A 23,072-nucleotide genomic window follows, 5' to 3' on the forward strand; every position below is an offset into this window, starting at 1 on the left:
CCGGCCCTCTCCTAGAGGGAGAGGAATAAAACATCAAAAACGGCAGCGGATGTTGCCGTTTTGCGTTTACCTCCATTCAGACCATTCCTGACAGTCTTCCATATTTCCTCCATTTTTCCGCTGTGTTAGCTGACTAAACTAGTATCATTCCCCGAAGTCTTCAGGATGAGAACGTATAACGATGAAAGGCAGTAACAAATCCCGCTGGGCAATCGCCGCTGGCATCATTGTGGTGACCCTTGCCGCCGCCTGGTACTGGCACAGTCAATCCGCGAACTCCGCAGCTCCCGCCGGTGCCAGCAATCAGGCACAGCGCCCGGCAGGCGGAGGGCGTCACGGCATGCGCGGCGGAGCCCTGGCGCCAGTACAGGCGGCGACGGCGGTGAATAAAGCCGTTCCTCGCTATCTCACAGGTCTCGGGACCATTACCGCCGCCAATACCGCCACGGTGCGCAGCCGCGTCGACGGCCAGCTCGTCGCGATCCACTTCCAGGAAGGGCAGCAGGTCAAAGCCGGTGATTTACTGGCGGAAATCGATCCGAGCCAGTTTAAGGTCGCCCTCGCCCAGGCGCAGGGACAGCTCGCGAAAGACAGAGCCACTCTCGCCAACGCCCGTCGCGATCTGGCCCGCTACCAGCAGCTGGTGAAAACCAACCTTGTGTCTCGTCAGGAGCTTGATACCCAGCAGTCGCTGGTCAGCGAAACGCAGGGCACCATCAAAGCCGACGAGGCCGCCGTTGCCAGCGCCCAGCTGCAGCTGGACTGGAGCCGCATCACCGCGCCGATTGACGGACGCGTCGGCCTGAAGCAGGTCGATATCGGCAACCAAATCTCCAGCGGCGACACCACGGGCATCGTGGTGATCACCCAGACCCACCCGATTGATTTAGTCTTTACCCTGCCGGAAAGCGATATCGCGACCGTCATGCAGGCGCAAAAAGCCGGTAAAGGCCTGGTAGTGGAAGCCTGGGACCGCACCAACAAGCAGAAATTGAGCGAAGGGTCCCTGCTCAGTCTGGATAACCAGATCGACACCACCACCGGCACCATCAAGCTGAAGGCGCGCTTTAATAACCAGGACGATGCCCTCTTCCCGAACCAGTTCGTCAACGCGCGCATGCTGGTCGCGACCGAAGAGAACGCGGTGGTGATCCCTACCGCCGCGCTGCAGATGGGTAATGAAGGTAACTTCGTCTGGGTGCTGAACAGCGACAATAAGGTCAGCAAGCACCTGGTAAAAACCGGGATTCAGGACAGCCAGACGGTGGTGATCAGCGCTGGCCTTTCGGCTGGCGACCGCGTGGTCACCGACGGTATTGACCGTCTGACCGAAGGAGCCAAAGTGGAAGTGGTTGAACCGGCGAAACAGGGAGCGACCTCCTGATGCAGGTGCTGCCGCCAGGCTCTACAGGTGGGCCTTCACGCCTGTTTATCCTTCGTCCTGTCGCCACCACGCTGCTGATGGTGGCGATCCTGCTCGCCGGGATTATCGGCTATCGCTTCCTGCCCGTATCGGCGCTGCCGGAGGTGGATTACCCAACCATTCAGGTGGTGACGCTCTATCCCGGCGCCAGCCCGGATGTCGTGACGTCCGCCATCACCGCCCCGCTTGAGCGCCAGTTCGGCCAGATGTCGGGGCTAAAACAGATGTCCTCCCAGAGCTCCGGCGGCGCATCCGTCGTGACGCTGCAGTTCCAGCTGACGCTGTCGCTGGACGTCGCCGAGCAGGAGGTGCAGGCGGCCATCAACGCCGCCACCAACCTGCTGCCTTCAGACCTGCCTAACCCGCCGGTCTACAGCAAGGTGAACCCGGCGGATCCGCCGATCATGACGCTTGCCGTCACCTCCTCCGCCATGCCGATGACCCAGGTCGAAGACATGGTCGAAACGCGCGTGGCGCAAAAAATTTCTCAGGTTTCCGGCGTCGGCCTCGTCACCCTGGCGGGTGGGCAGCGCCCCGCCGTGCGCGTCAAGCTGAACGCGCAGGCGATTGCCGCGCTGGGGCTCACCAGTGAAACCATCCGCACCGCCATTAGCAACGCCAACGTCAACTCGGCGAAGGGCTCGCTGGACGGCCCAACCCGCGCCGTGACGCTCTCGGCGAACGACCAGATGCAGTCCGCCGACGAATATCGTCAGCTGATTATCGCCTACCAGAACGGCGCGCCGGTGCGTCTGGGCGACGTGGCGACCGTAGAACAAGGTGCGGAAAACAGCTGGCTGGGAGCCTGGGCCAACAGGCAGCAGGCGATCGTGATGAACGTGCAGCGCCAGCCGGGCGCGAACATCATCGAAACCGCCGACAGCATCCGCACCATGCTGCCGCAGCTGATCGAAAGCCTGCCGAAATCGGTCAGCGTGAAGGTGCTTTCCGACCGTACCACCAACATTCGCGCGTCGGTCACCGACACCCAGTTTGAGCTGATGCTGGCAATTGCGCTGGTCGTCATGATCATCTATCTGTTCCTGCGCAACGTTCCGGCAACCATTATTCCCGCCGTCGCCGTACCGCTCTCGCTGGTCGGCACCTTTGCGGTGATGGTGTTCCTCGATTTTTCGATCAATAACCTGACGCTGATGGCGCTCACCATCGCCACCGGGTTCGTGGTGGATGACGCCATCGTCGTCATCGAGAACATCTCGCGCTATATCGAGAAAGGCGAAAAACCGCTGGCCGCCGCGCTGAAGGGCGCAGGGGAAATCGGCTTTACCATTATCTCGCTGACCTTCTCGCTGATTGCAGTGCTGATCCCGCTGCTGTTTATGGGCGATATCGTCGGGCGGCTGTTCCGCGAGTTTGCCGTGACGCTGGCGGTCGCCATTTTGATCTCCGCCGTGGTGTCGCTGACTCTGACGCCGATGATGTGCGCCCGCATGCTGAGCCACGAGTCCCTGCGCAAGCAAAACCGCTTTTCGCGCGCCTCCGAGCGCATGTTCGAGCGCATTATTGCCGCCTATGGTCGCGTGCTGGCGAAAGTCCTGAATCATCCGTGGGCAACGCTCGGCGTGGCGCTCGGCACGCTGGCGCTCAGCGTGATGCTGTGGATTTTCATTCCGAAAGGCTTCTTCCCGATCCAGGACAACGGCATTATCCAGGGCACGCTTCAGGCCCCGCAGTCGGTCTCCTTCGCCAATATGGCACAGCGCCAGCAGCAGGTGTCTGAAATCATCATGAAGGATCCGGCGGTCGAGAGCCTGACCTCCTACGTGGGCGTCGACGGCACCAACCCGTCGCTTAACAGCGCGCGTCTGCAGATCAACCTCAAGCCGCTGGATGAACGCGACGATCGCGTCAACGCCGTTATTGAGCGTCTGCAAAACGCCGTCGCGCGCGTGCCGGGCGTTGAGCTTTACCTGCAGCCGATTCAGGATTTGACCATTGATACGCAGGTCAGCCGCACGCAGTACCAGTTCACGCTGCAGGCCACCACGCTGGATGCCCTCAGCACCTGGGTGCCGCAGCTGGTGAACAAGCTTAACACCCTGCCCCAGCTCTCCGACGTCAGCAGCGACTGGCAGGACAAAGGGCTGGCGGCGTACGTTAACGTCAACCGCGATACCGCCAGCCGTCTGGGTATCACCATGGCGGACGTGGACAACGCCCTGTACAACGCCTTCGGTCAGCGCCTGATCTCCACCATCTACACCCAGGCGAACCAGTACCGCGTGGTGCTGGAGCACAACACGGAGAACACGCCCGGCCTGGCGGGGCTGGACTCGGTGCGCCTGACCAGCAAAGACGGCGGCATTGTGCCGCTGAGCGCTATCGCCACGGTGGAAGAACGCTATACCCCGCTGTCGATCAACCATCTGGATCAGTTCCCGTCCACCACCATCTCCTTTAACGTGCCGGACAGCTATTCTCTGGGCGAAGCGGTGGAGGCCATTCAGGCGGCGGAAAAAGATCTCAGCTTCCCGTCCGATATTCAGAGCCAGTTCCAGGGCAGCACCCTGGCGTTTCAGGCCGCGCTGGGCAACACCATCTGGCTGATCGTCGCGGCGGTTGTGGCGATGTACATCGTGCTCGGCGTGCTGTATGAAAGCTTTATCCACCCGATCACCATCCTCTCTACCCTGCCGACGGCGGGCGTGGGGGCACTGCTGGCACTGATGCTGGCGGGAAGCGAGCTGGACGTGATTGCCATCATCGGCATCATCCTGCTTATCGGGATCGTGAAGAAAAACGCCATCATGATGATCGACTTCGCCCTGGCCGCCGAGCGCGAGCAGGGCATGTCGCCGCGCGATGCGATTTTCCAGGCCTGCCTGCTGCGTTTTCGCCCTATCCTTATGACCACGCTGGCCGCCCTGCTGGGCGCGCTGCCGCTGATGCTCAGCACCGGCGTCGGCGCGGAGCTGCGCCGGCCGCTGGGTATCGGCATGGTCGGCGGTCTGCTGGTGAGCCAGGTGCTGACGCTGTTCACCACGCCGGTGATCTACCTGCTGTTTGACCGCCTGGCGCTGTGGACCAAAAGCCGCTTCCCGAAACGTGAAGAGGAGGCATAAGTGAAGTTTTTCGCCCTCTTCATTTATCGCCCGGTGGCGACGATTTTAATCTCGCTCGCCATTACCCTCTGCGGCGTGCTGGGCTTCCGGCTGCTGCCGGTGGCCCCCCTGCCGCAGGTGGATTTCCCGGTGATCATGGTCAGCGCCTCGCTGCCGGGCGCCTCACCGGAGACCATGGCCTCGTCGGTTGCCACCCCGCTGGAACGCTCGCTCGGGCGGATTGCGGGGGTCAACGAGATGACCTCCAGCAGCTCGCTGGGCAGCACGCGCATCATTCTGGAGTTCAGTTTCGACCGGGATATCAACGGCGCGGCGCGCGACGTGCAGGCGGCCATCAACGCCGCACAGAGCCTGCTGCCGAGCGGGATGCCGAGCCGTCCGACCTACCGCAAGGCCAACCCGTCCGACGCGCCGATCATGATCCTGACGCTGACCTCGGATACGTACTCACAGGGGCAGCTGTACGACTTTGCGTCTACCCAGCTGGCGCAGACAATCTCACAAATTAACGGCGTCGGCGACGTGAGCGTCGGCGGGAGTTCCCTGCCCGCGGTGCGCGTGGGGTTAAACCCGCAGGCGCTGTTTAACCAGGGCGTGTCGCTGGACGACGTGCGCTCCGCCATCAGCAACGCCAACGTGCGTAAACCGCAGGGGGCGATTGAGGACGGCAGCCACCGCTGGCAGATCCACACCAACGACGAGCTGAAAACCGCGGCGGAATATCAGCCGCTGATCATCCACTATAACAACGGCGCGGCGGTCCGATTAAGCGACGTTGCCAGCGTCACCGATTCGGTGCAGGACGTGCGCAACGCCGGGATGACTAACGCAAAGCCGGCGATTCTGCTGATGATCCGCAAGCTGCCGGAGGCCAACATTATCGAGACGGTGAACAGCATTCGCGCCCGTCTTCCGGACCTGCAGGAGACCATACCGGCGGCGATCGATCTGCAAATTGCCCAGGATCGCTCCCCGACCATTCGCGCCTCGCTGGAAGAGGTCGAGCAAACGCTGGTGATCTCCGTCGCGCTGGTGATCCTGGTGGTCTTCCTGTTCCTGCGCTCCGGCCGCGCGACGCTTATTCCGGCGGTGGCCGTGCCGGTCTCGCTGATCGGTACCTTTGCCGCCATGTACCTGTGCGGGTTTAGCCTCAACAACCTGTCGCTGATGGCCCTGACGATTGCGACGGGCTTCGTGGTGGATGACGCCATCGTGGTGCTGGAGAACATTTCCCGCCATCTGGAAGCGGGCGTGAAACCGCTGCAGGCCGCGCTGCAGGGCACGCGCGAGGTGGGCTTTACGGTACTCTCCATGAGCCTGTCGCTGGTCGCGGTGTTCCTGCCGCTGCTGCTGATGGGCGGGCTGCCGGGCCGGTTGCTGCGCGAGTTTGCCGTCACTCTCTCCGTCGCCATCGGCATTTCGCTGGTTATCTCCTTAACGCTGACGCCAATGATGTGCGGCTGGATGCTCAAGCGCAGCAAACCCCATTCGCAGCCGCGCCGCAAAGGCTTTGGCCGTTTCCTGATGGCACTGCAGGAAGGCTATGGTAAATCGCTGAAGTGGGTGCTGAACCATACGCGTCTTGTCGGCCTGGTGCTGATGGGCACCATCGTGCTCAACGTCTGGATGTATATCACCATCCCGAAAACTTTCTTCCCGGAGCAGGATACCGGCGTGCTGATGGGCGGCATTCAGGCGGACCAGAGCATTTCATTCCAGGCGATGCGCGGCAAGCTGCAGGACTTTATGAAGATCATTCGTGAAGACAAAGCCGTGGATAACGTCACCGGCTTTACCGGCGGGTCACGCGTCAACAGCGGGATGATGTTTATTACCCTGAAACCGCGCGGCGAGCGCAACGAAACCGCCCAGCAGGTGATTGACCGCCTGCGGGTGAAACTCGCCAAAGAGCCGGGGGCAAACCTGTTTTTGATGGCCGTTCAGGATATCCGCGTCGGTGGGCGACAGGCGAACGCCAGCTATCAGTACACGTTGCTCTCGGACGATTTGGCCGCCCTGCGCGAGTGGGAGCCGAAGATCCGCAAGGCGCTGGCTGCCCTGCCGGAGCTGGCGGACGTGAACTCCGATCAGCAGGACAACGGCGCCGAGATGGCGCTGACCTATGACCGCGAAACCATGTCGCGGCTGGGTATTAACGTTGAAGCCGCCAACAGCCTGCTGAACAACGCCTTCGGCCAGCGCGAGATCTCCACCATCTACCAGCCGATGAACCAGTACAAGGTGGTGATGGAAGTTGACCCGCGCTACACCCAGGACATCAGCGCCCTGGACAAAATGTTTGTGATTAACAACGACGGCAAGGCGATTCCACTCTCCTACTTCGCTAGCTGGCAGCCTGCCAACGCGCCGCTGTCGGTGAACCATCAGGGGCTATCGGCGGCATCGACCATCTCCTTTAACCTGCCCGCCGGTTCGTCGCTTTCTGAGGCCAGCGATGCTATCAACCGCGCGATGACGCAGCTTGGCGTGCCGTCCACCGTGCGCGGAAGCTTTGCCGGCACCGCGCAGGTGTTCCAGGAGACGATGAATTCGCAGGTGATTTTGATTCTGGCCGCCATCGCCACGGTTTATATTGTGCTGGGCGTGCTGTACGAGAGCTACGTTCACCCGCTGACCATTCTCTCGACGCTGCCGTCGGCGGGCGTGGGGGCGCTGCTGGCGCTGGAGCTGTTCGGCGCGCCGTTCAGCCTTATCGCGCTCATCGGGATCATGCTGCTGATCGGTATCGTGAAGAAAAACGCCATCATGATGGTGGACTTCGCGCTGGACGCCCAGCGCAACGGCAACCTCTCGCCGGAAGAGGCCATCTTCCAGGCCTGCCTGCTGCGTTTTCGTCCGATCATGATGACCACCCTGGCGGCGCTGTTTGGCGCGCTGCCGCTGGTGATCTCGGGTGGCGACGGCTCAGAGCTGCGCCAGCCGCTGGGGATCACCATTGTCGGCGGCCTGGTGATGAGCCAGCTGCTGACGCTGTACACCACGCCGGTGGTCTATCTGTTCTTCGACCGCCTGCGGCTGCGCTTCTCGCGTAAAAACAGAACCACGGTGACCGAGTAAATGACCGATCTCCCCGCTAACGTTCGCTGGCAGTTATGGATAGTCGCCTTCGGCTTCTTTATGCAGTCGCTGGATACGACCATCGTCAACACCGCCCTCCCCTCCATGGCGAAAAGCCTGGGGGAGAGCCCGCTGCATATGCACATGGTGATTGTCTCCTACGTGCTGACGGTGGCCGTGATGCTGCCCGCCAGCGGCTGGCTGGCCGATAAAGTGGGCGTGCGGAACATCTTCTTTATCGCCATCGTGCTGTTTACTACCGGCTCGCTGTTTTGCGCCCAGGCCAATACCCTCGACCAGCTGGTGACGGCGCGCGTGCTGCAGGGCATCGGCGGGGCGATGATGGTGCCCGTCGGGCGGCTAACGGTGATGAAGATTGTGCCGCGCGAGCAGTACATGGCGGCGATGACCTTTGTGACCCTGCCCGGTCAGGTGGGGCCACTGCTGGGTCCAGCGCTGGGCGGCATTCTGGTGGAGTACGCCTCGTGGCACTGGATCTTCTTAATCAACCTGCCGGTGGGCATCATCGGTGCCATCGCCACCCTGGCGCTGATGCCGAACTACAAAATGCAGACGCGGCGCTTTGATTTCTTCGGTTTTATCCTGCTGGCGTCGGGCATGGCTACGCTTACCCTGGCGCTGGACGGGCAAAAAGGGCTCGGGATTTCCCCCCTGACGCTGGGTATTCTGGTCGCTCTCGGCGTCACCGCTATTCTGTGGTACCTCCGGCACGCCAGAGGAAACGATAAGGCGCTGTTCAGCCTGAACTTGTTTAAAAACCCCACCTACCGTCTGGGCCTGTCTGGCAGCTTCGCCGGACGCATCGGCAGCGGGATGCTGCCGTTTATGACGCCCGTTTTTCTGCAAATTGGCATGGGCTTTTCGCCGTTCCACGCGGGCCTGATGATGATCCCGATGGTGCTCGGCAGCATGGGGATGAAGCGCGTTGTGGTGCAGGTGGTCAACCGCTTTGGCTATCGACACGTGCTGGTGGCCGCTACGCTGGGGCTGGCGCTGGTCAGCCTGCTGTTTATGGCCGTGGCGCTGATGGGCTGGTACTACGTCCTGCCGCTGGTGCTGTTCTGCCAGGGGATTATCAACTCCATGCGCTTCTCGTCGATGAATACCCTGACGCTGAAGGACCTTCCTGACGATCTGGCGAGCAGCGGCAACAGCCTGCTGTCGATGGTGATGCAGCTCTCCATGAGCGTGGGCGTCACCATTGCCGGCCTGCTGCTCGGCATGTACGGCCAGCACCATCTCAGCGTCGACACGCCGGTGGCGCATCAGGTCTTTTTGTATACCTACCTCAGCATGGCGATCATCATCGCCCTGCCCGCTTTCATCTTCGCCAGAGTGCCGGATGATACCAGCAAGAACGTCGTGATTAGGCGCGGCAAAAGGAGTGGCTCATGAAATTCTGGCGTCCGGGTATTACCGGCAAGCTCTTTGTAGCGATCTTCGCCACCTGTATCGTCCTGCTGATCACCATGCACTGGGCGGTGCGGGTAAGCTTCGAGCGCGGCTTTATTGATTACATCAAGCATGGCAATGAACAGCGTTTACAGGGCTTAAGCGATGCGCTGAGTGAACAGTACGCCCAACACGGCAACTGGCGTTTTCTGCGCAATAACGACCGCTTTATTTTCCAGATCCTGCGCTCTCTGGAGCACGATACCGGTGACGATCGCCCTGGGCCGGGCATGCCGCCACACGGCTGGCGCACCCAGTTCTGGGTGATCGACCAGGATATGCGCCCCCTGGTTGGGCCGCGCGCGCCGATACCGCCGGACGGCACCCGGCGGGCAATTAAAGTGAATAACGCCACCGTGGGCTGGGTGATCGCCTCGCCGGTGGAGCGCCTGACGCGCAACACCGACATCAACTTTGACCGCCAGCAGCGCCGCACAAGCTGGCTGATTGTCGCCCTCTCCACGCTGCTCGCCGCGCTCGCCACCTTCCCGCTGGCGCGCGGTCTGCTCGCCCCGGTAAAACGGCTGGTGGAGGGTACGCACAAGCTCGCAGCCGGGGATTTCACCACCCGCGTCGATACCCGCAGCCAGGACGAACTGGGCAAGCTGGCGCAGGACTTTAACCAGCTCGCCAGCACGCTGGAGAAGAACCAGCAGATGCGCCGCGACTTTATGGCCGATATCTCCCACGAGCTGCGCACCCCGCTGGCGGTGCTGCGGGGCGAGCTGGAGGCCATTCAGGACGGCGTGCGCCAGTTTACGCCCGAATCGGTGGCTTCCCTGCAGGCGGAGGTGGGCACGCTCACCAAGCTGGTGGACGATCTCCACCAGCTCTCCATGTCCGACGAAGGCGCGCTGGCCTACCAGAAAGCGCCGGTGGACGTGATTAATATTCTGGAAGTGATCAGCGGCGCGTTCCGCGAGCGGTTTGCCAGCCGCAACCTGAAAATCGATCTCTCCCTGCCGGACAGCGCGGTGGTGTTCGGCGACAAAGACCGGCTGATGCAGCTGTTCAATAACCTGCTGGAAAACAGCCTGCGCTACACCGACAGCGGCGGAGGGCTGCACATCTCCGGCAGACAGGAAAACGGGCGCTTTGCCCTCACCTTCGCGGATTCCGCCCCCGGCGTGCAGGACGCGCAGCTGGAAAAACTGTTTGAACGTTTCTACCGTACCGAAGGCTCCCGCAACCGCGCCAGCGGCGGCTCCGGCCTGGGGCTGGCGATTTGCGTTAACATCGTCGAGGCGCATAATGGCACGATCCGCGCCGCCCATTCGCCTTTTGGCGGGGTTAGCATTACAGTAGAGTTACCTCTGGAACGGGATTTATCGAGAGAAGTATGACCGAGTTACCGATTGACGAAAACACGCCGCGCATTTTGATCGTTGAAGACGAACCCAAGCTGGGACAGCTGCTAATCGACTACTTACGCGCGGCCAGCTATGCCCCGTCCCTGATAAGCCACGGCGACCAGGTGCTGCCGTACGTGCGCCAGACTCCGCCGGATCTGATCCTGCTGGATTTAATGCTGCCGGGCGTTGACGGACTGACCCTGTGCCGGGAAATTCGCCGCTTCTCCGACGTGCCGATCGTCATGGTCACCGCCAAAATTGAAGAGATTGACCGCCTGCTGGGGCTCGAAATCGGCGCGGACGACTACATCTGCAAGCCCTACAGCCCGCGCGAGGTGGTAGCCCGCGTGAAGACCATTCTGCGCCGCTGCAGGCCGCAGCGCGAGCTTCAGGTGCTGGACGCTGAAAGCCCGCTGATTGTGGATGAAAGCCGCTTCCAGGCAAGCTGGCGCGGCAAGCTGCTGGACCTGACCCCTGCGGAGTTCCGCCTGCTCAAAACCCTCTCCCACGAGCCGGGCAAAGTCTTCTCCCGCGAACAGCTGCTGAACCACCTGTACGACGATTACCGCGTAGTGACCGACCGCACCATCGACAGCCATATCAAAAACCTGCGCCGCAAGCTGGAAGCGCTGGACGCCGAACAGTCGTTTATTCGCGCGGTGTATGGCGTGGGGTATCGCTGGGAAGCGGATGCGTGCAGGATAATGTGAGAATATTGCCCCGCAGCACTGCGGGGCAGAGACTCCAGACATTAAAACTGTGGCCTTACCAGGAACGAAAAGGTGTAGCATAAGCAAAAAGTCGCGCTAATACATCGCGACGCTCGGTGCCAGTTATCATCGCCAGGAAAGCGAAGCTAATAACGTTCAAATCTTGCTGAGAAGGATGTTTATGCATTTTCTTCAAAATAGCATTAACCTTTTTATCATCAAAAAAACTCCAGATAGCCAAAAGTGCCCATCGTTTCCCGGCGGATAAATTTATTATATCGTCTGAAGTATCCCAGTCCGGTGGTAATTCATTAATATTGCTTACACTGTTAATACCGGCAGCAGGAATAATGAAATAATCTGAAAACATATGGACGGCATCTTTCCATGCCTGCAAGAACATAGGTTCATGGATATCATTCATCGCCTTCTCATTTGCATACTGTGCAGCTAAATTAGCATTACAGGCGTAGACCCGTGGCTCGTAGTCACTATAAACATCCGGGACTATCCAACCTGAAGAATGACGCACTGCGTCACAGGATGTGAAGGTGGGCAGTAGAGCAATAAATTGTGGTAATATATTTTGTACTGAGCGAGGAAAAAAACGCTTTGCTAACTGAAAGCCCGCATGATTTTCCAGTAATAAGGTTTCAATATCCTCTGAATTATAAATCTGGTACAAAATCCCTTTTTTAGCTTTCAGTCGCTCCAGTTTTTGCTCAAGTCCGGACGATGCAATGGTGGAATAAAATCCAACAAACTCATCACATTCAAATTCAGCAAGTCTGTCCTGAATGTCCTCTTCATCACTGCGACCAACGGACTTTTTAGAAGGAGCGTAGTGTTTGCAGCTAACAAGTTTGGCAATTCGACATCCGGCAATATCAAACTCAACCCGTATATCTATGCCACCATCCGCCCCGCGGCTTGGGCCTTTAGTTACAATCCCTCCCAAAATTTTTTCCATGAATATTTTTGCGAACTTCTCAAATTGGTCGCTATCTGCAGTATCTGCGCTTGCAGAAGCAAGTTCACAGAAATCCAGCCTCGCCATACTCTTCCCCTGACTAATGGTAACGGTTCATAAACAGATTCCGTCTTTTTCTCTTCATTAATCAAGCTACGTATTCAGATAGGTTCCTGAACAGACGACTTGATGACGCTCAAAAGTTATACACGATCTCAATATCAGTTAGTTTTCCTGTATCTGGTTGATTCGAATTAAGCAAAAGCAATGATGTTCAGTCCACGCTTGTACTGAAAGCGGGAAACGGCATTGCCTCGGTCTTTCAAGCCAGATGGTAAAGACAATACCTAAAAATATGCGTACACGCCGGATGGGCGGTGATACGACTCGACGCTTTACCTCCCTGCCCCGCAGCGCTACAATGCCCGCCCTTAAAGTGGGGGATCTCCCCTTACCGCTGCACCGGGTGCACGCGGATCTGACCTGTCATCAGAACGAGAACAAACATGTTTAAACCGGAACTCCTTTCCCCGGCGGGAACGCTGCAAAATATGCGTTACGCTTTCGCCTATGGCGCCGACGCCGTGTATGCGGGCCAGCCGCGCTACTCGCTGCGCGTGCGTAACAACGAATTCAACCACGAGAACCTGCAGCTCGGCATCAACGAAGCGCATGCCCTGGGCAAAAAATTCTACGTGGTCGTGAACATCGCGCCGCACAACGCCAAGCTGAAAACGTTCATCCGTGACCTGAAGCCGGTGGTGGATATGGGGCCGGACGCGCTGATCATGTCGGACCCGGGTTTAATCATGCTGGTTCGGGAGAACTTCCCGGAGATGGATATTCACCTCTCCGTGCAGGCAAACGCCGTCAACTGGGCAACGGTGAAGTTCTGGAAGCAGATGGGGCTGACCCGCGTCATTCTGTCTCGCGAACTGTCTCTGGAAGAGATCGAAGAGATCCGCACCCAGGTGCCGGATATGGAAATCGAAATCTTCGTCCACGGCGCGCTGTGCATGGCCTACTCCGGCCGCTGCCTGCTCTCCGGCTATATCAACAAGCGCGACCCGAACCAGGGCACCTGCACCAACGCCTGCCGCTGGGAATATAACGTTCAGGAAGGCAAAGAGGATGACGTCGGCAACATCGTCCACAAGCATGAGCCTATCCCGGTGACCAACGTTGAGCCGACGCTGGGCATCGGCGCGCCAACCGACAGCGTGTTTATGATTGAAGAAGCCAAACGTCCGGGCGAGTACATGACCGCCTTTGAAGACGAGCACGGCACTTACATCATGAACTCAAAAGATCTGCGCGCCATCGCCCACGTAGAGCGTCTGACCCAGATGGGCGTGCACTCCCTGAAGATCGAAGGCCGCACCAAATCCTATTACTACTGCGCGCGTACCGCGCAGGTGTATCGTAAAGCCATCGACGATGCGGCCGCCGGTAAACCGTTCGATACCAGCCTGCTGGAAACTCTGGAAGGCCTGGCGCATCGCGGCTATACCGAAGGCTTCCTGCGCCGTCATACCCACGACGACTACCAGAACTACGAGCACGGCTACTCCGTTTCCGAGCGCCAGCAGTTTGTCGGTGACTTCACCGGCGAGCGTAAAGGCGCGCTGGCGGCCGTCGCGGTGAAAAACAAGTTCACCAAAGGCGACAGCCTGGAGCTGATGACCCCGCAGGGCAACATGAACTTCACGCTGGAGCATCTGGAAAACGGCAAAGGCGAAGCGATTGACGTGGCGCCGGGCGACGGGCATACCGTATGGCTGCCGGTTCCGGAAGAGGTGGAGCTGAAGTTCGCGCTGCTGATGCGTAACTTCAACGGTGAAAGCACCCGAAACCCACACGGCAAATAGTCAATCAGGGAAATTTTTTCGCGCTGGGATAATTCTTAGAATCGGATCACATACCGCTTCGTTCAATACGGGTATTATCCCCCCGCTGAAAAACATAACCCATAAATGCTAGCTGTACCAGGAACCACCTCCTTAGCCTGCGTAATCTCCCTTACGCGGGCTTATTTTTTGCCTTCTCTTTCCTCAATCCAGGCAATGAGTTCGTCGATTTGCTTCTCTGAGAACACGGCGATCCCATGCTCAGCGAGCAACGATGCCGCAACTCCCCTCCCCGCTTTATGTATTCCGCGAAAAGAACCGTCATAAATGAACTCACTGCCGCACGTTGGGCTGCCATCGGTTAACAATGCAGCGCTACACCCCGACTCCTGAGCAGCGCGTAGCGCAAGCCAGGCTGCAAGCTGATAATGTGCGGTCACATCCTGCCCGGTATTTTCAATAATTCTGGCTTGCCCGCGCATTACGTCTTTGCCATCAGCGGACATAATCTCTGCCGGAGGACGCGGTACAGGCAGCCCGGCAGCCAGTTCAGGGCAGTGGATAACCAGACGTTGTTCCTGTTGCCAACGAGCGAGTTGCGCGTTCATTCTCGCTTTTTCACTTGCGTTATAACGAACCCTGAAGCCCATCAGGCACGCGCTTACCAAAATTTTATTCATCATCACTTTCCTGTGATTAGTTCATATCATCGCTGGAGTGTAACGCGCTTTCGGGCATATTTCGTTCCTTTCATCCTGTTCTTACCCGCTTTTTTCCTCTCTGCTATACACTCTTACTAACGCTAAAAAAGGGAGCAGCGCGGATGGCAACCTATCCAGACAGTTTATTGATTCTCAATGGCAAAAGTGCAGGCAACGATCTGTTGCGTCAGGCAATTCACGGCTTGCGCGACGACGGCGCGCGGATCCACGTCAGGGTAACCTGGGAAAAAGGCGACGCGGCACGCTATATCAATGAAGCCCTCGGGCTTGGCGTTGAGACCATCATTTCCGGCGGCGGCGATGGCACCATCAATGAGATCGCGTCAGCGCTGATCGACCTGCCCCCGGCAAACCGCCCGGTGATGGGCATTTTACCGCTCGGCACCGCTAATGACTTTGCCACCAGCGCCGGGATCCCGGAGGAGTTAGAGAAGGCGCTCCAGCTGGCGATCCTCGGTAAAGCCACCGCTGTAGATATTGCGCAGGTGAATGATAAAACCTGCTTTATCAATATGGCGACCGGCGGGTTTGGCACGCGCATCACCAGCGAAACGCCGGAAAAACTGAAGGCGGCGCTGGGCGGCGTGTCGTATCTGATCCACGGTCTGATGCGCATGGACACCCTCAAGCCTGACCGCTGCGAAATTCGCGGCGAGGATTTTCAGTGGCAGGGTGACGCGCTGGTCATTGGCATTGGCAATGGTCGACAGGCAGGCGGCGGTCAGCAGCTGTGCCCGGAGGCGCTGATCAATGACGGTCAGCTACAGCTGAGGATTTTCACGGGCGACGGCCTGCTGCCCGCGCTGTTTACCACGCTGACGCAGCCGGAAGAGAGTCCAAATATCATTGACGGGAAATCGGCGTGGTTTGAGGTAAATGCGCCGCACGGGATGACGTTTAACCTCGACGGAGAGCCGCTGAGCGGGACGCAGTTCCGCATTGAGGTGTTGCCCGGCGCGCTGCAGTGTCGGTTGCCGCCGGACTGTGTGCTTTTGCGCTAATGGTATTGCCGGGTGGCGGCTACGCCTTACCCGGCCTACACTTCGCCCTCAGGTCAGGCAATCGTGACTTTGCTGTCCAGATAGACGTCCTGAACCGCATTGATCAGCTTCACGCCGTCGGCCATCGATTTCTTAAACGCCTTGCGGCCAAGGATCAGCCCCATGCCGCCCGCGCGTTTGTTAATAACCGCCGTACGCACCGCGTCTGACAGGTCGGTATCACCGCCCGCCGCGCCGCCGGAGTTGATCAGCCCCGCGCGGCCCATATAGCAGTTCGCCAGCTGGTAGCGCACCAGATCGATCGGGTTATCGCTGGTCAGCTTGCTGTAAACGCGGTCATCGGTATAGCCAAAGTTCACCGCTTTATAGCCGCCGTTATTCTCGGCCATTTTCTGCTTCACGATGTCTGCGCCAATGGTCGCCGCCAAATGGTTCGCCTGGCCGGTCAGGTCGGCCGACACGTGGTAATCCACGCCGTCTTTTTTGAACGCCGAGTTACGCAGGTACGCCCACAGCACGGTCACCATGCCGAGCTCATGAGCGCGCTCAAACGCCGCAGAGATCTCTTCAATCTGACGACGGGACTGTTCAGAGCCAAAGTAAATCGTCGCCCCAACTGCAACCGCCCCCATATTGAACGCCTGCTCGACGCTGGCGTAGAGCGTCTGGTCATATTCGGTAGGGTAACTCAGGGTTTCGTTGTGGTTCAGCTTCACGAGGAACGGAATGCGGTGGGCATAGCGACGCGAAACCGAAGCCAGCACGCCGTAGGTGGAGGCTACACAGTTACAGCCCGCTTCAATCGCCAGTTCAACAATGTTCTTCGGATCGAAGTAGAGCGGATTCGCCGCAAAGGAGGCGCCCGCCGAGTGCTCAACGCCCTGGTCTACCGGCAGAATCGAGAGATATCCGGTGCCGCCGAGCCGCCCGGTGTTATAGAGCGTCTGCATATTTCGCAGCACGGCAGGGGGACGGTTGTTATCGACCATCACGCGGTCAACGTAATCATGACCAGGCAGGTAAAGCTGGTCGGCTGGAATGGTCATACAACGATGCTGTAAAAGGCTGTCGGCGTCTTTGCCAAGCAACTGCGCAATATCAGTCATGTGATACTCCCGTAAGTTCGACGTCATGTCGGTGTGCGTTAATCCAGTCCCATTATTTATGGGCAGACTAAGCCTGGTACCGACTTAACAGATTTTCCACCCATTGCATTTTTTTTCAGCACAATCTGCTGGCTCGATTCGTGTACAACAAAACTGTTACATTGATCAAACAATCGCCACAAAGGTATTTAAAAGGTATTATTGAATGGTATGTTAAAGGCGTACCCTCTCTGACATGCAGGATTAAAAAATGAAAACGAAAGTCCAACTGTCATTCATGATGTTTGTTGAATGGTTTATCTGGGGCGCGTGGTTTGTGCCGCTGTGGCTGTGGCTGAGCAAAAGCGGTTTTACCGCGGGGGAAATCGGCTGGTCTTACGCCTGTACCGCCATTGCCGCTATCCTCTCCCCAATTCTGGTCGGATCGCTGACGGACCGCTTCTTCGCCGCGCAGAAAGTACTGGCGGTGCTGATGTTTGCCGGCGCGATTCTGATGTACTTCGCCGCACAGCAAACCCAGTTCAGCACCTTCTTCCCGCTGCTGCTGGTTTACTCCCTGACCTATATGCCCACCATCGCGCTGACCAACAGTATTGCCTTCGCGAACGTGGATGACGTCGAGGCCGATTTCCCGCGTATCCGCGTGATGGGCACTATCGGCTGGATCGCCTCCGGGCTGGCGTGCGGCTTCCTGCCGCAGATGCTGGGCTATAGCGATATTTCCGATACCAATATTCCGCTGCTGATGACGGCCGCCAGCTCCGCCCTGCTCGGCGTCTTTGCCCTCTTCCTGCCGAACACCCCGCCGAAAAGTACCGGCAAGCTGGACTTCAAAGTGATGCTCGGGCTGGACGCGCTGATCCTGCTACGCGACAAAAACTTCCTCGTGTTCTTCTTCTGCTCGTTCCTGTTCGCCATGCCGCTGGCCTTCTACTACATCTTCGCCAACGGCTATCTCACCGAAGTGGGAATGAAAAACGCCACCGGCTGGATGACGCTCGGCCAGTTTTCTGAAATCTTCTTTATGCTCGCCCTGCCGTTCTTTACCAAACGCTTTGGTATTAAGAAGGTCTTACTGCTGGGTCTGATTACCGCCGCCATCCGCTACGGGTTCTTCGTATACGGCGGTGCGGAACAGTACTTCACCTACGCCCTGCTGTTCCTCGGGATTCTGCTGCACGGCGTGAGCTACGACTTCTACTACGTCACCGCGTATATCTACGTGGATAAAAAAGCGCCGGTGCACATGCGCACCGCCGCACAGGGCTTGATTACGCTGTGCTGCCAGGGCTTTGGTAGCCTGCTGGGTTACCGCCTGGGCGGCGTGATGATGGAAAAAATGTTCGCATACAAAGAGCCGGTGAATGGGTTGACCTTCAACTGGGCCGGAATATGGACGTTTGGTGCAATCATGATTGCCGTGATTGCCGTGCTGTTTATGCTGTTTTTCCGCGAATCGGACAAAGAGATCGCCGCAATTGCGGTGGTTGATGGCGATACCGCGCTGACACAAGGGGAAGTTAAATGAAACAAGACCGTGTTCTCGGGGCCCTTTACGGGCAGGCGTTAGGGGATGCGATGGGCATGCCGTCGGAGCTGTGGCCGAGAAAGCGCGTAAAGTCGCACTTCGGCTGGATCGACCGCTTTTTACCCGGCCCGGCAGAGAATAATGCGGCCTGCTATTTCAAACAGGCAGAGTTTACCGACGATACCTCAATGGCGCTGTGCCTGGCCGATGCGATCGTTGAGTGCGACGGGGAGATTAACGCGGACGTTATCGGCAAGCATATTCTGCACTGGGCGCTCGATTTCGATGCGTTTAATAAGAACGTGCTCGGCCCGACTTCCAAAATCGCGCTTAACGCAATTCGTGACGGCAAGCCGGTCAGCGAGCTGGAAAACAACGGCGTGACCAACGGGGCGGCGATGCGCGCGTCCCCGCTGGGCTGCCTGCTTCCGGCCACGCGTCTGGAACACTTTGTTGAGCAGGTGGCGCTGGCCTCCAGCCCGACCCATAAATCGGACCTCGCCATTGCCGGCGCGGTGGTGATTGCGTGGGCGGTTTCCCGCGCCGTCGACGGCGAAAGCTGGCAGAACATCGTCGATGCTCTGCCGGGTATCGCCCGCTATGCGCAGGAGATGAAAACCACCACCTTCAGCGCGTCGCTGGCGGCACGTCTTGAGCTGGCGCTTAAGACCGTACGGGAAGCCAACGGCATCGACTCCGCCAGCGAGCAGATTTATCAGCTTGTCGGCGCAGGAACCAGCACCATTGAGTCCGTCCCGGCGGCCATTGCGATGGTCGAACTGGCGGAAACCGATCCGAACCGCTGCGCCATTTTATGCGCCAACCTGGGCGGCGATACGGACACCATTGGCGCCATGGCGACGGCCATCTGCGGCGCGCTCCACGGCGTCCAGGCAATTGACCCGGCGCTGAAGGCCGAGCTCGACGCCGTTAACCGGCTCGATTTCGGCCACTATTGCGAGAAACTGCTGCACTACCGGGAGCAAAGGGAGGGCGTATGAATGCATTTGCCCAACGTCTCGACACCCTGCACGCCACGCGCCCGGTGACGGTGCTGGGCGCAGCGGTGATAGACGTCATCGCCGACGCCTACGCCCTGCCCTGGCGCGGGTGCGATATCGAACTTAAGCAGCAGGGCGTGAATATCGGCGGGTGCGCGCTGAACATTGCCATCGCCCTGAAGCGGCTCGGCATTACGGCGCAAAACGCTCTGCCCGTCGGTCACGGCGTCTGGGCGGATATTATCCGCAACGCCATGGCGAAGCAGGATCTGCACAGCGCCGTGGAGGCCGATACGGGCGACAACGGCTGGTGCCTGGCGCTGGTTGAGCCTGACGGCGAACGTACCTTTATGTCCTTTAGCGGCGTGGAGAACCAGTGGCAGCAGCGCTGGCTGGATGCGCTTTACGTTCCGCAAAACAGCCTGGTTTATTTGTCCGGCTACCAGCTGGCATCGCCGTGCGGCGAGCTGCTGACACGCTGGCTGGAGGGATTACAGGACGTGACGGCATTGATCGATTTCGGCCCCCGCATCGCGGATATTCCCGACGCGCTGATGGAGCGGATTATGGCCTGCAGGCCAATCGTGTCGCTCAATCGTCAGGAAGCGGAACTTGCAGCTGAAAGATTAGGTGTGGAGTCTGAAAACCTGGGTGAAGTGTGGCAGCAACGCTTCGGCGCCGCGCTAATCGTGCGCCATGATAAAGACGGTGCTATGTGGTATGACGGTGACGCCTCGGGCGTTGTTCCGGCGTTCCCGGCGACGGTTGTGGACACCATTGGTGCTGGCGACAGCCACGCGGGCGGCACGCTGGCAGGGCTGGCAGCGGGATGGTCGCTGGCAGACGCCGTTCTGCTGGGGAATGCCGTGGCGTCCTGGGTGGTCAGCCACCGCGGCGGCGATTGTGCCCCGACGCGTGAGGAATTACTCCTCGCACACAAAGACGTATAGATCGCTGCGACAGTAGCTGATGCTGTACTCAATCGGACGGTGCTGCTGGTCAAGCGCAACCTGCTTGATCACCAGCACCGGTATTTTTTCATCCATCTTTATGTGCGCCTGAAACTCGCTGTCCGGCATGCGGGCGCTCACCCTTGAGCGGGTGCGCTGCGGGAAGATGTTCTGACTGCGGAAGTAGTCGTACAGCGAAATGCCAATTGCATCCGGATCGGGAATTAACCCGACCGGGACCCAGGACTCTTCAATCGACACCGCATCGTCATCCACATAGCGAATGCGCTTAAGTAAAAAAACCTCGCTGTCCGGGGAGATCGACAGGTGGTTAGCCACCTCTTCCGGGCATTTCACCACACGCTTGTTGACCCACAGCGTATTGGGCTTTTGGCCGCGCAGCACCACCTGCTGCGAGAACCCGCGCGCCTCTTTCAGCGAATATTCAAAGATGTTGTTGATTTGCGTGCCATATCCACGGGAACGCGTCACCACGCCCTCTTCCTCCAGCGCCTGCATTGCCTTTCGCACGGTAATGCGCGACACGCCGGTTAACTGGCTCAGATCGCGCTCGCCGGGCAAAATATTCCCGTGCTCCAGCATGCCGCTGCGCACCGCATTTTTTACCGTTTCGGCAAATTTCAGGTACAGCGGCGTGTTGTCCGGCGCGGCGATCCGTTCATTCAGTTGAGCGATTAACCGGGTATGCGCTTGTTCCATCTCTGTTTTCTCAGGCGTGGTGTTTCCTGCCAGTATACTGGGTTACCACCATGCATGAAAATGATGAACCGGCCCAATACCGTGACCGACTTCCAGAGTATCGGCTTTTGCCAGCGCCGCCGAGAGCCAGGCTTTCGCTTCGCTAACCGTATCGGCCCAGCCTTCATGCCGGGGACGCAGCGCCGCCAGCGCGGCGGAGAGCGTGCAGCCCGTGCCGTGGGTGTTTTTGGTCTGCACGCGCGGCGCGGTAAAACGTACTTCGCCATCGCGGGTAAAGAGCCAGTCCGGGCTTTCAGCGTCGTCAAGATGACCGCCCTTCATCAGCACCGCGCCGCAGCCCATCGCCAGCAGCGCGTTTCCCTGCGCTTTCATCTCGCGTTCAGTTTGCGCATGCGATGTGCCTAACAGCGCGGCGGCTTCCGGCAGATTGGGCGTGATAAGCGCCACCTGCGGCAGCAGTTTTGTACGCAGCGTCTCCACGGCGGAGGCCGAAAGCAGCGGGTCGCCGCTTTTTGCCAGCATGACGGTATCCAGCACCACGTTTTGCACCTGATAGCGTTTAAGCCGCTCGGCCACCGCTTCCACAATATCCGTCTCGGCCAGCATGCCGATCTTGGTGGTATCGATGCGCACGTCGCTGAACACAGAATCCAGCTGTGCGGCAACAAAATCTGGCTCGATACGGTAGACCGACTGCACGCCGCGCGTGTTTTGCGCCACCAGCGCGGTAATGACCGAGCAGCCGTACGCGCCAAGGGCGGAGAAGGTTTTCAGGTCAGCCTGGATACCCGCGCCGCCGCTGGGATCGGTGCCGGCAATGGTCAGGGCGTTAATCCGCTTCATGCCTGCTCCTCCAGCGTATAGAGCGCATCCAGGAACGCGCTGGCAAAACTGCCCGGGCCAAGGGAGTGCGTAACGGCTACCGTTCCGGCTCGCTTCATCCATCCGCAGACGCCTGCAATGTTATCCAGCCGGTCACCCGGCAGCGAACAGCTCGCCGCCACAACGGCAGAAAGCGCGCATCCGGTGCCTACCACGCGCGTCATCAGCGGATCGCCGCCGGTAACCGTTCGGGTACGTTGCCCGTCCGTGATGTAATCCACCTCGCCGGTGACGACCACAACGGCATTGGTCTGGCGGGCCAGCGCCTGTGCAGCGGGCACCGCGCTGGCGGCGGTATCGGTCGTATCAACGCCGCGCCCACCCGGGCTCATCCCGGCAAGAGCAAGGATTTCAGAGGCATTGCCCCGAATGGCCGCCGGTTTCAGGGCAAGAATTTGATGGCAAAAACGGGTGCGGAACGCCAGGGCGCCCACGGCAACCGGGTCCAGCGTCCAGGGCTTGCCTGCCGCCACCGCGCTCTCAATCGCCCGGCGCATCGACTGGGCGCGCGGCGCGGTCAGCGTGCCAACGTTGACCAGCAGCGCATCGGCGATCGCAGCAAACTGTTCAGCCTCTTCGGCCTCAATCACCATCGCGGGTGATGCGCCAAGCGCCAGCAGAACGTTGGCCGTAAAGGTCTGTACGACATCATTGGTCATACAATGGGTCAGCGGAGAACGGGTGCGGAAGTGATGTAAAACGTGTAAATCGAGCAGGTCAGGCTGCATGGGTTCGCTCCTGCCTTGCGTGAAGAAGCGATGACCGGGAAGGCATCTGACTTCCCTACGCTGGCATTATCCAGATCAGGTAATACGGGTATTTCTCAGCCTTCACAAGGAAGGGCACCCCGAGTCAAAATACTTTTAAAACAATGATTTATTGAAATCAATGTTCTCAATCAGTGTAACCGTGGCCACAGGTCAGGCGCAAGGGGTTTTGATTTATCACGGCAGCGATCGCGTTATGAATCTCCCTAAACACTTTTTCGCTAGCATCTTCAACATAAATATTTTCTCCTGGTATATCCCGGAACAAAAATGAGCTGAATTTATTTTCATTCGAAGCTGACGAAAGGTTCGATAATAAATAATCGGCAAAAACCCATAAATTTACATAAACTGTTATGTGTATTATTAACCAATTTTAATCAAAACACTTAAATATATTTAATGTATTAGTGTTTTATATCTAATTTGACTCTCATCCATTATGAATCGCTATCTTAT

Annotated in this window: 17 protein-coding genes and 1 riboswitch; of the genes, 11 read left to right on the plus strand and 6 right to left on the minus strand. The window is 58.6% G+C overall.

All coding sequences use genetic code 11. The annotated features are described in order from the left end of the window. Nucleotides 1-181 precede the first annotated feature (181 nt). The 6 genes from UR504_RS20760 to baeR are packed head-to-tail and all read left to right on the plus strand — an operon-like array spanning nucleotide 182 to nucleotide 11,119. The gene (locus tag UR504_RS20760; RefSeq protein WP_320740095.1) at nucleotides 182-1,384 is read left to right on the plus strand and encodes an MdtA/MuxA family multidrug efflux RND transporter periplasmic adaptor subunit; all 1,203 of its coding nucleotides are present in this window, start codon (nucleotides 182-184) and stop codon (nucleotides 1,382-1,384) included. Beyond that, entirely contained in the window at nucleotides 1,384-4,506 is a 3,123-nt protein-coding gene (locus tag UR504_RS20765) for an MdtB/MuxB family multidrug efflux RND transporter permease subunit (RefSeq protein ID WP_320740096.1), read from the plus strand. Before UR504_RS20760 ends, UR504_RS20765 begins: the two co-directional genes overlap by 1 nt. Continuing rightward, the gene (gene mdtC, locus UR504_RS20770; protein ID WP_115875809.1) at nucleotides 4,507-7,584 is read left to right on the plus strand and encodes a multidrug efflux RND transporter permease subunit MdtC; all 3,078 of its coding nucleotides are present in this window, start codon (nucleotides 4,507-4,509) and stop codon (nucleotides 7,582-7,584) included. It begins immediately after the preceding gene. Further along, nucleotides 7,585-9,000, plus strand: a complete 1,416-nt coding sequence (locus tag UR504_RS20775) for an MFS transporter (RefSeq protein WP_302235127.1) — start codon at nucleotides 7,585-7,587, stop codon at nucleotides 8,998-9,000. After that, nucleotides 8,997-10,400 (plus strand): two-component system sensor histidine kinase BaeS, encoded by a 1,404-nt coding sequence (gene baeS, locus UR504_RS20780; RefSeq protein WP_111965795.1) that lies wholly within the window; start codon nucleotides 8,997-8,999, stop codon nucleotides 10,398-10,400. The genes UR504_RS20775 and baeS overlap by 4 nt, the downstream gene beginning before the upstream one ends. Further along, nucleotides 10,397-11,119, plus strand: coding sequence for a two-component system response regulator BaeR (gene baeR, locus UR504_RS20785; RefSeq protein WP_115875811.1), 723 nt, complete (start codon nucleotides 10,397-10,399; stop codon nucleotides 11,117-11,119). The genes baeS and baeR overlap by 4 nt, the downstream gene beginning before the upstream one ends. Before the next feature lie 55 nt (nucleotides 11,120-11,174). On the opposite strand, the gene UR504_RS20790 is transcribed toward baeR, so the two are convergent. Further along, entirely contained in the window at nucleotides 11,175-12,176 is a 1,002-nt protein-coding gene (locus UR504_RS20790; RefSeq protein WP_048976170.1) for a hypothetical protein, read from the minus strand. 419 nt (nucleotides 12,177-12,595) lie between these two features. Between UR504_RS20790 and yegQ the strand changes: the two genes are divergently transcribed. Then, complete coding sequence (gene yegQ, locus UR504_RS20795; RefSeq protein WP_023312421.1) at nucleotides 12,596-13,957, plus strand: tRNA 5-hydroxyuridine modification protein YegQ; 1,362 nt, start codon at nucleotides 12,596-12,598, stop codon at nucleotides 13,955-13,957. Between the two features lie 161 nt (nucleotides 13,958-14,118). Here the strand turns inward: yegQ and UR504_RS20800 are convergent, their stop codons facing one another. Further along, nucleotides 14,119-14,619 carry a DUF523 domain-containing protein gene (locus UR504_RS20800; RefSeq protein ID WP_115875813.1) on the minus strand — a complete coding sequence of 167 codons (501 nt, stop codon included), beginning with the start codon at nucleotides 14,617-14,619 and terminating at the stop codon, nucleotides 14,119-14,121. A 140-nt stretch (nucleotides 14,620-14,759) separates the two neighbouring features. Between UR504_RS20800 and yegS the strand changes: the two genes are divergently transcribed. Beyond that, entirely contained in the window at nucleotides 14,760-15,659 is a 900-nt protein-coding gene (yegS, locus tag UR504_RS20805; RefSeq protein WP_047174536.1) for a lipid kinase YegS, read from the plus strand. A 53-nt stretch (nucleotides 15,660-15,712) separates the two neighbouring features. Here yegS and fbaB read toward each other — a convergent pair whose 3' ends face one another. Further along, nucleotides 15,713-16,765, minus strand: coding sequence for a class I fructose-bisphosphate aldolase (gene fbaB / locus UR504_RS20810; RefSeq protein ID WP_008500869.1), 1,053 nt, complete (start codon nucleotides 16,763-16,765; stop codon nucleotides 15,713-15,715). A 250-nt stretch (nucleotides 16,766-17,015) separates the two neighbouring features. Here fbaB and UR504_RS20815 point away from each other — a divergent pair, with 250 nt between their 5' ends. The 3 genes from UR504_RS20815 to UR504_RS20825 are packed head-to-tail and all read left to right on the plus strand — an operon-like array spanning nucleotide 17,016 to nucleotide 20,244. Continuing rightward, nucleotides 17,016-18,293 carry a nucleoside permease gene (locus UR504_RS20815; RefSeq protein ID WP_320740099.1) on the plus strand — a complete coding sequence of 426 codons (1,278 nt, stop codon included), beginning with the start codon at nucleotides 17,016-17,018 and terminating at the stop codon, nucleotides 18,291-18,293. After that, nucleotides 18,290-19,294 carry an ADP-ribosylglycohydrolase family protein gene (locus UR504_RS20820; RefSeq protein WP_271368664.1) on the plus strand — a complete coding sequence of 335 codons (1,005 nt, stop codon included), beginning with the start codon at nucleotides 18,290-18,292 and terminating at the stop codon, nucleotides 19,292-19,294. Before UR504_RS20815 ends, UR504_RS20820 begins: the two co-directional genes overlap by 4 nt. Continuing rightward, the gene (locus UR504_RS20825; protein ID WP_302235120.1) at nucleotides 19,291-20,244 is read left to right on the plus strand and encodes a PfkB family carbohydrate kinase; all 954 of its coding nucleotides are present in this window, start codon (nucleotides 19,291-19,293) and stop codon (nucleotides 20,242-20,244) included. The genes UR504_RS20820 and UR504_RS20825 overlap by 4 nt, the downstream gene beginning before the upstream one ends. Here the strand turns inward: UR504_RS20825 and UR504_RS20830 are convergent. The 3 genes from UR504_RS20830 to thiM are packed head-to-tail and all read right to left on the minus strand — an operon-like array spanning nucleotide 20,218 to nucleotide 22,574. Beyond that, nucleotides 20,218-20,964, minus strand: a complete 747-nt coding sequence (locus UR504_RS20830) for a GntR family transcriptional regulator (protein WP_111965802.1) — start codon at nucleotides 20,962-20,964, stop codon at nucleotides 20,218-20,220. The two genes, UR504_RS20825 and UR504_RS20830, sit on opposite strands and share 27 nt — an antisense overlap. A 42-nt stretch (nucleotides 20,965-21,006) precedes the next feature. Next, on the minus strand, nucleotides 21,007-21,807 hold the full coding sequence (thiD, locus tag UR504_RS20835) for a bifunctional hydroxymethylpyrimidine kinase/phosphomethylpyrimidine kinase (protein WP_115875817.1): 801 nt from the start codon (nucleotides 21,805-21,807) through the stop codon (nucleotides 21,007-21,009). Next, nucleotides 21,804-22,574, minus strand: coding sequence for a hydroxyethylthiazole kinase (gene thiM, locus UR504_RS20840; protein ID WP_302235116.1), 771 nt, complete (start codon nucleotides 22,572-22,574; stop codon nucleotides 21,804-21,806). The genes thiD and thiM overlap by 4 nt, the downstream gene beginning before the upstream one ends. Before the next feature lie 35 nt (nucleotides 22,575-22,609). Beyond that, nucleotides 22,610-22,706, minus strand: a riboswitch (TPP riboswitch). Nucleotides 22,707-23,072: the final 366 nt, after the last annotated feature.

The organism is Enterobacter sp. 241F3 (assembly GCF_034106785.1).
Taxonomy (GTDB): Bacteria; Pseudomonadota; Gammaproteobacteria; order Enterobacterales; family Enterobacteriaceae; genus Enterobacter; species Enterobacter vonholyi.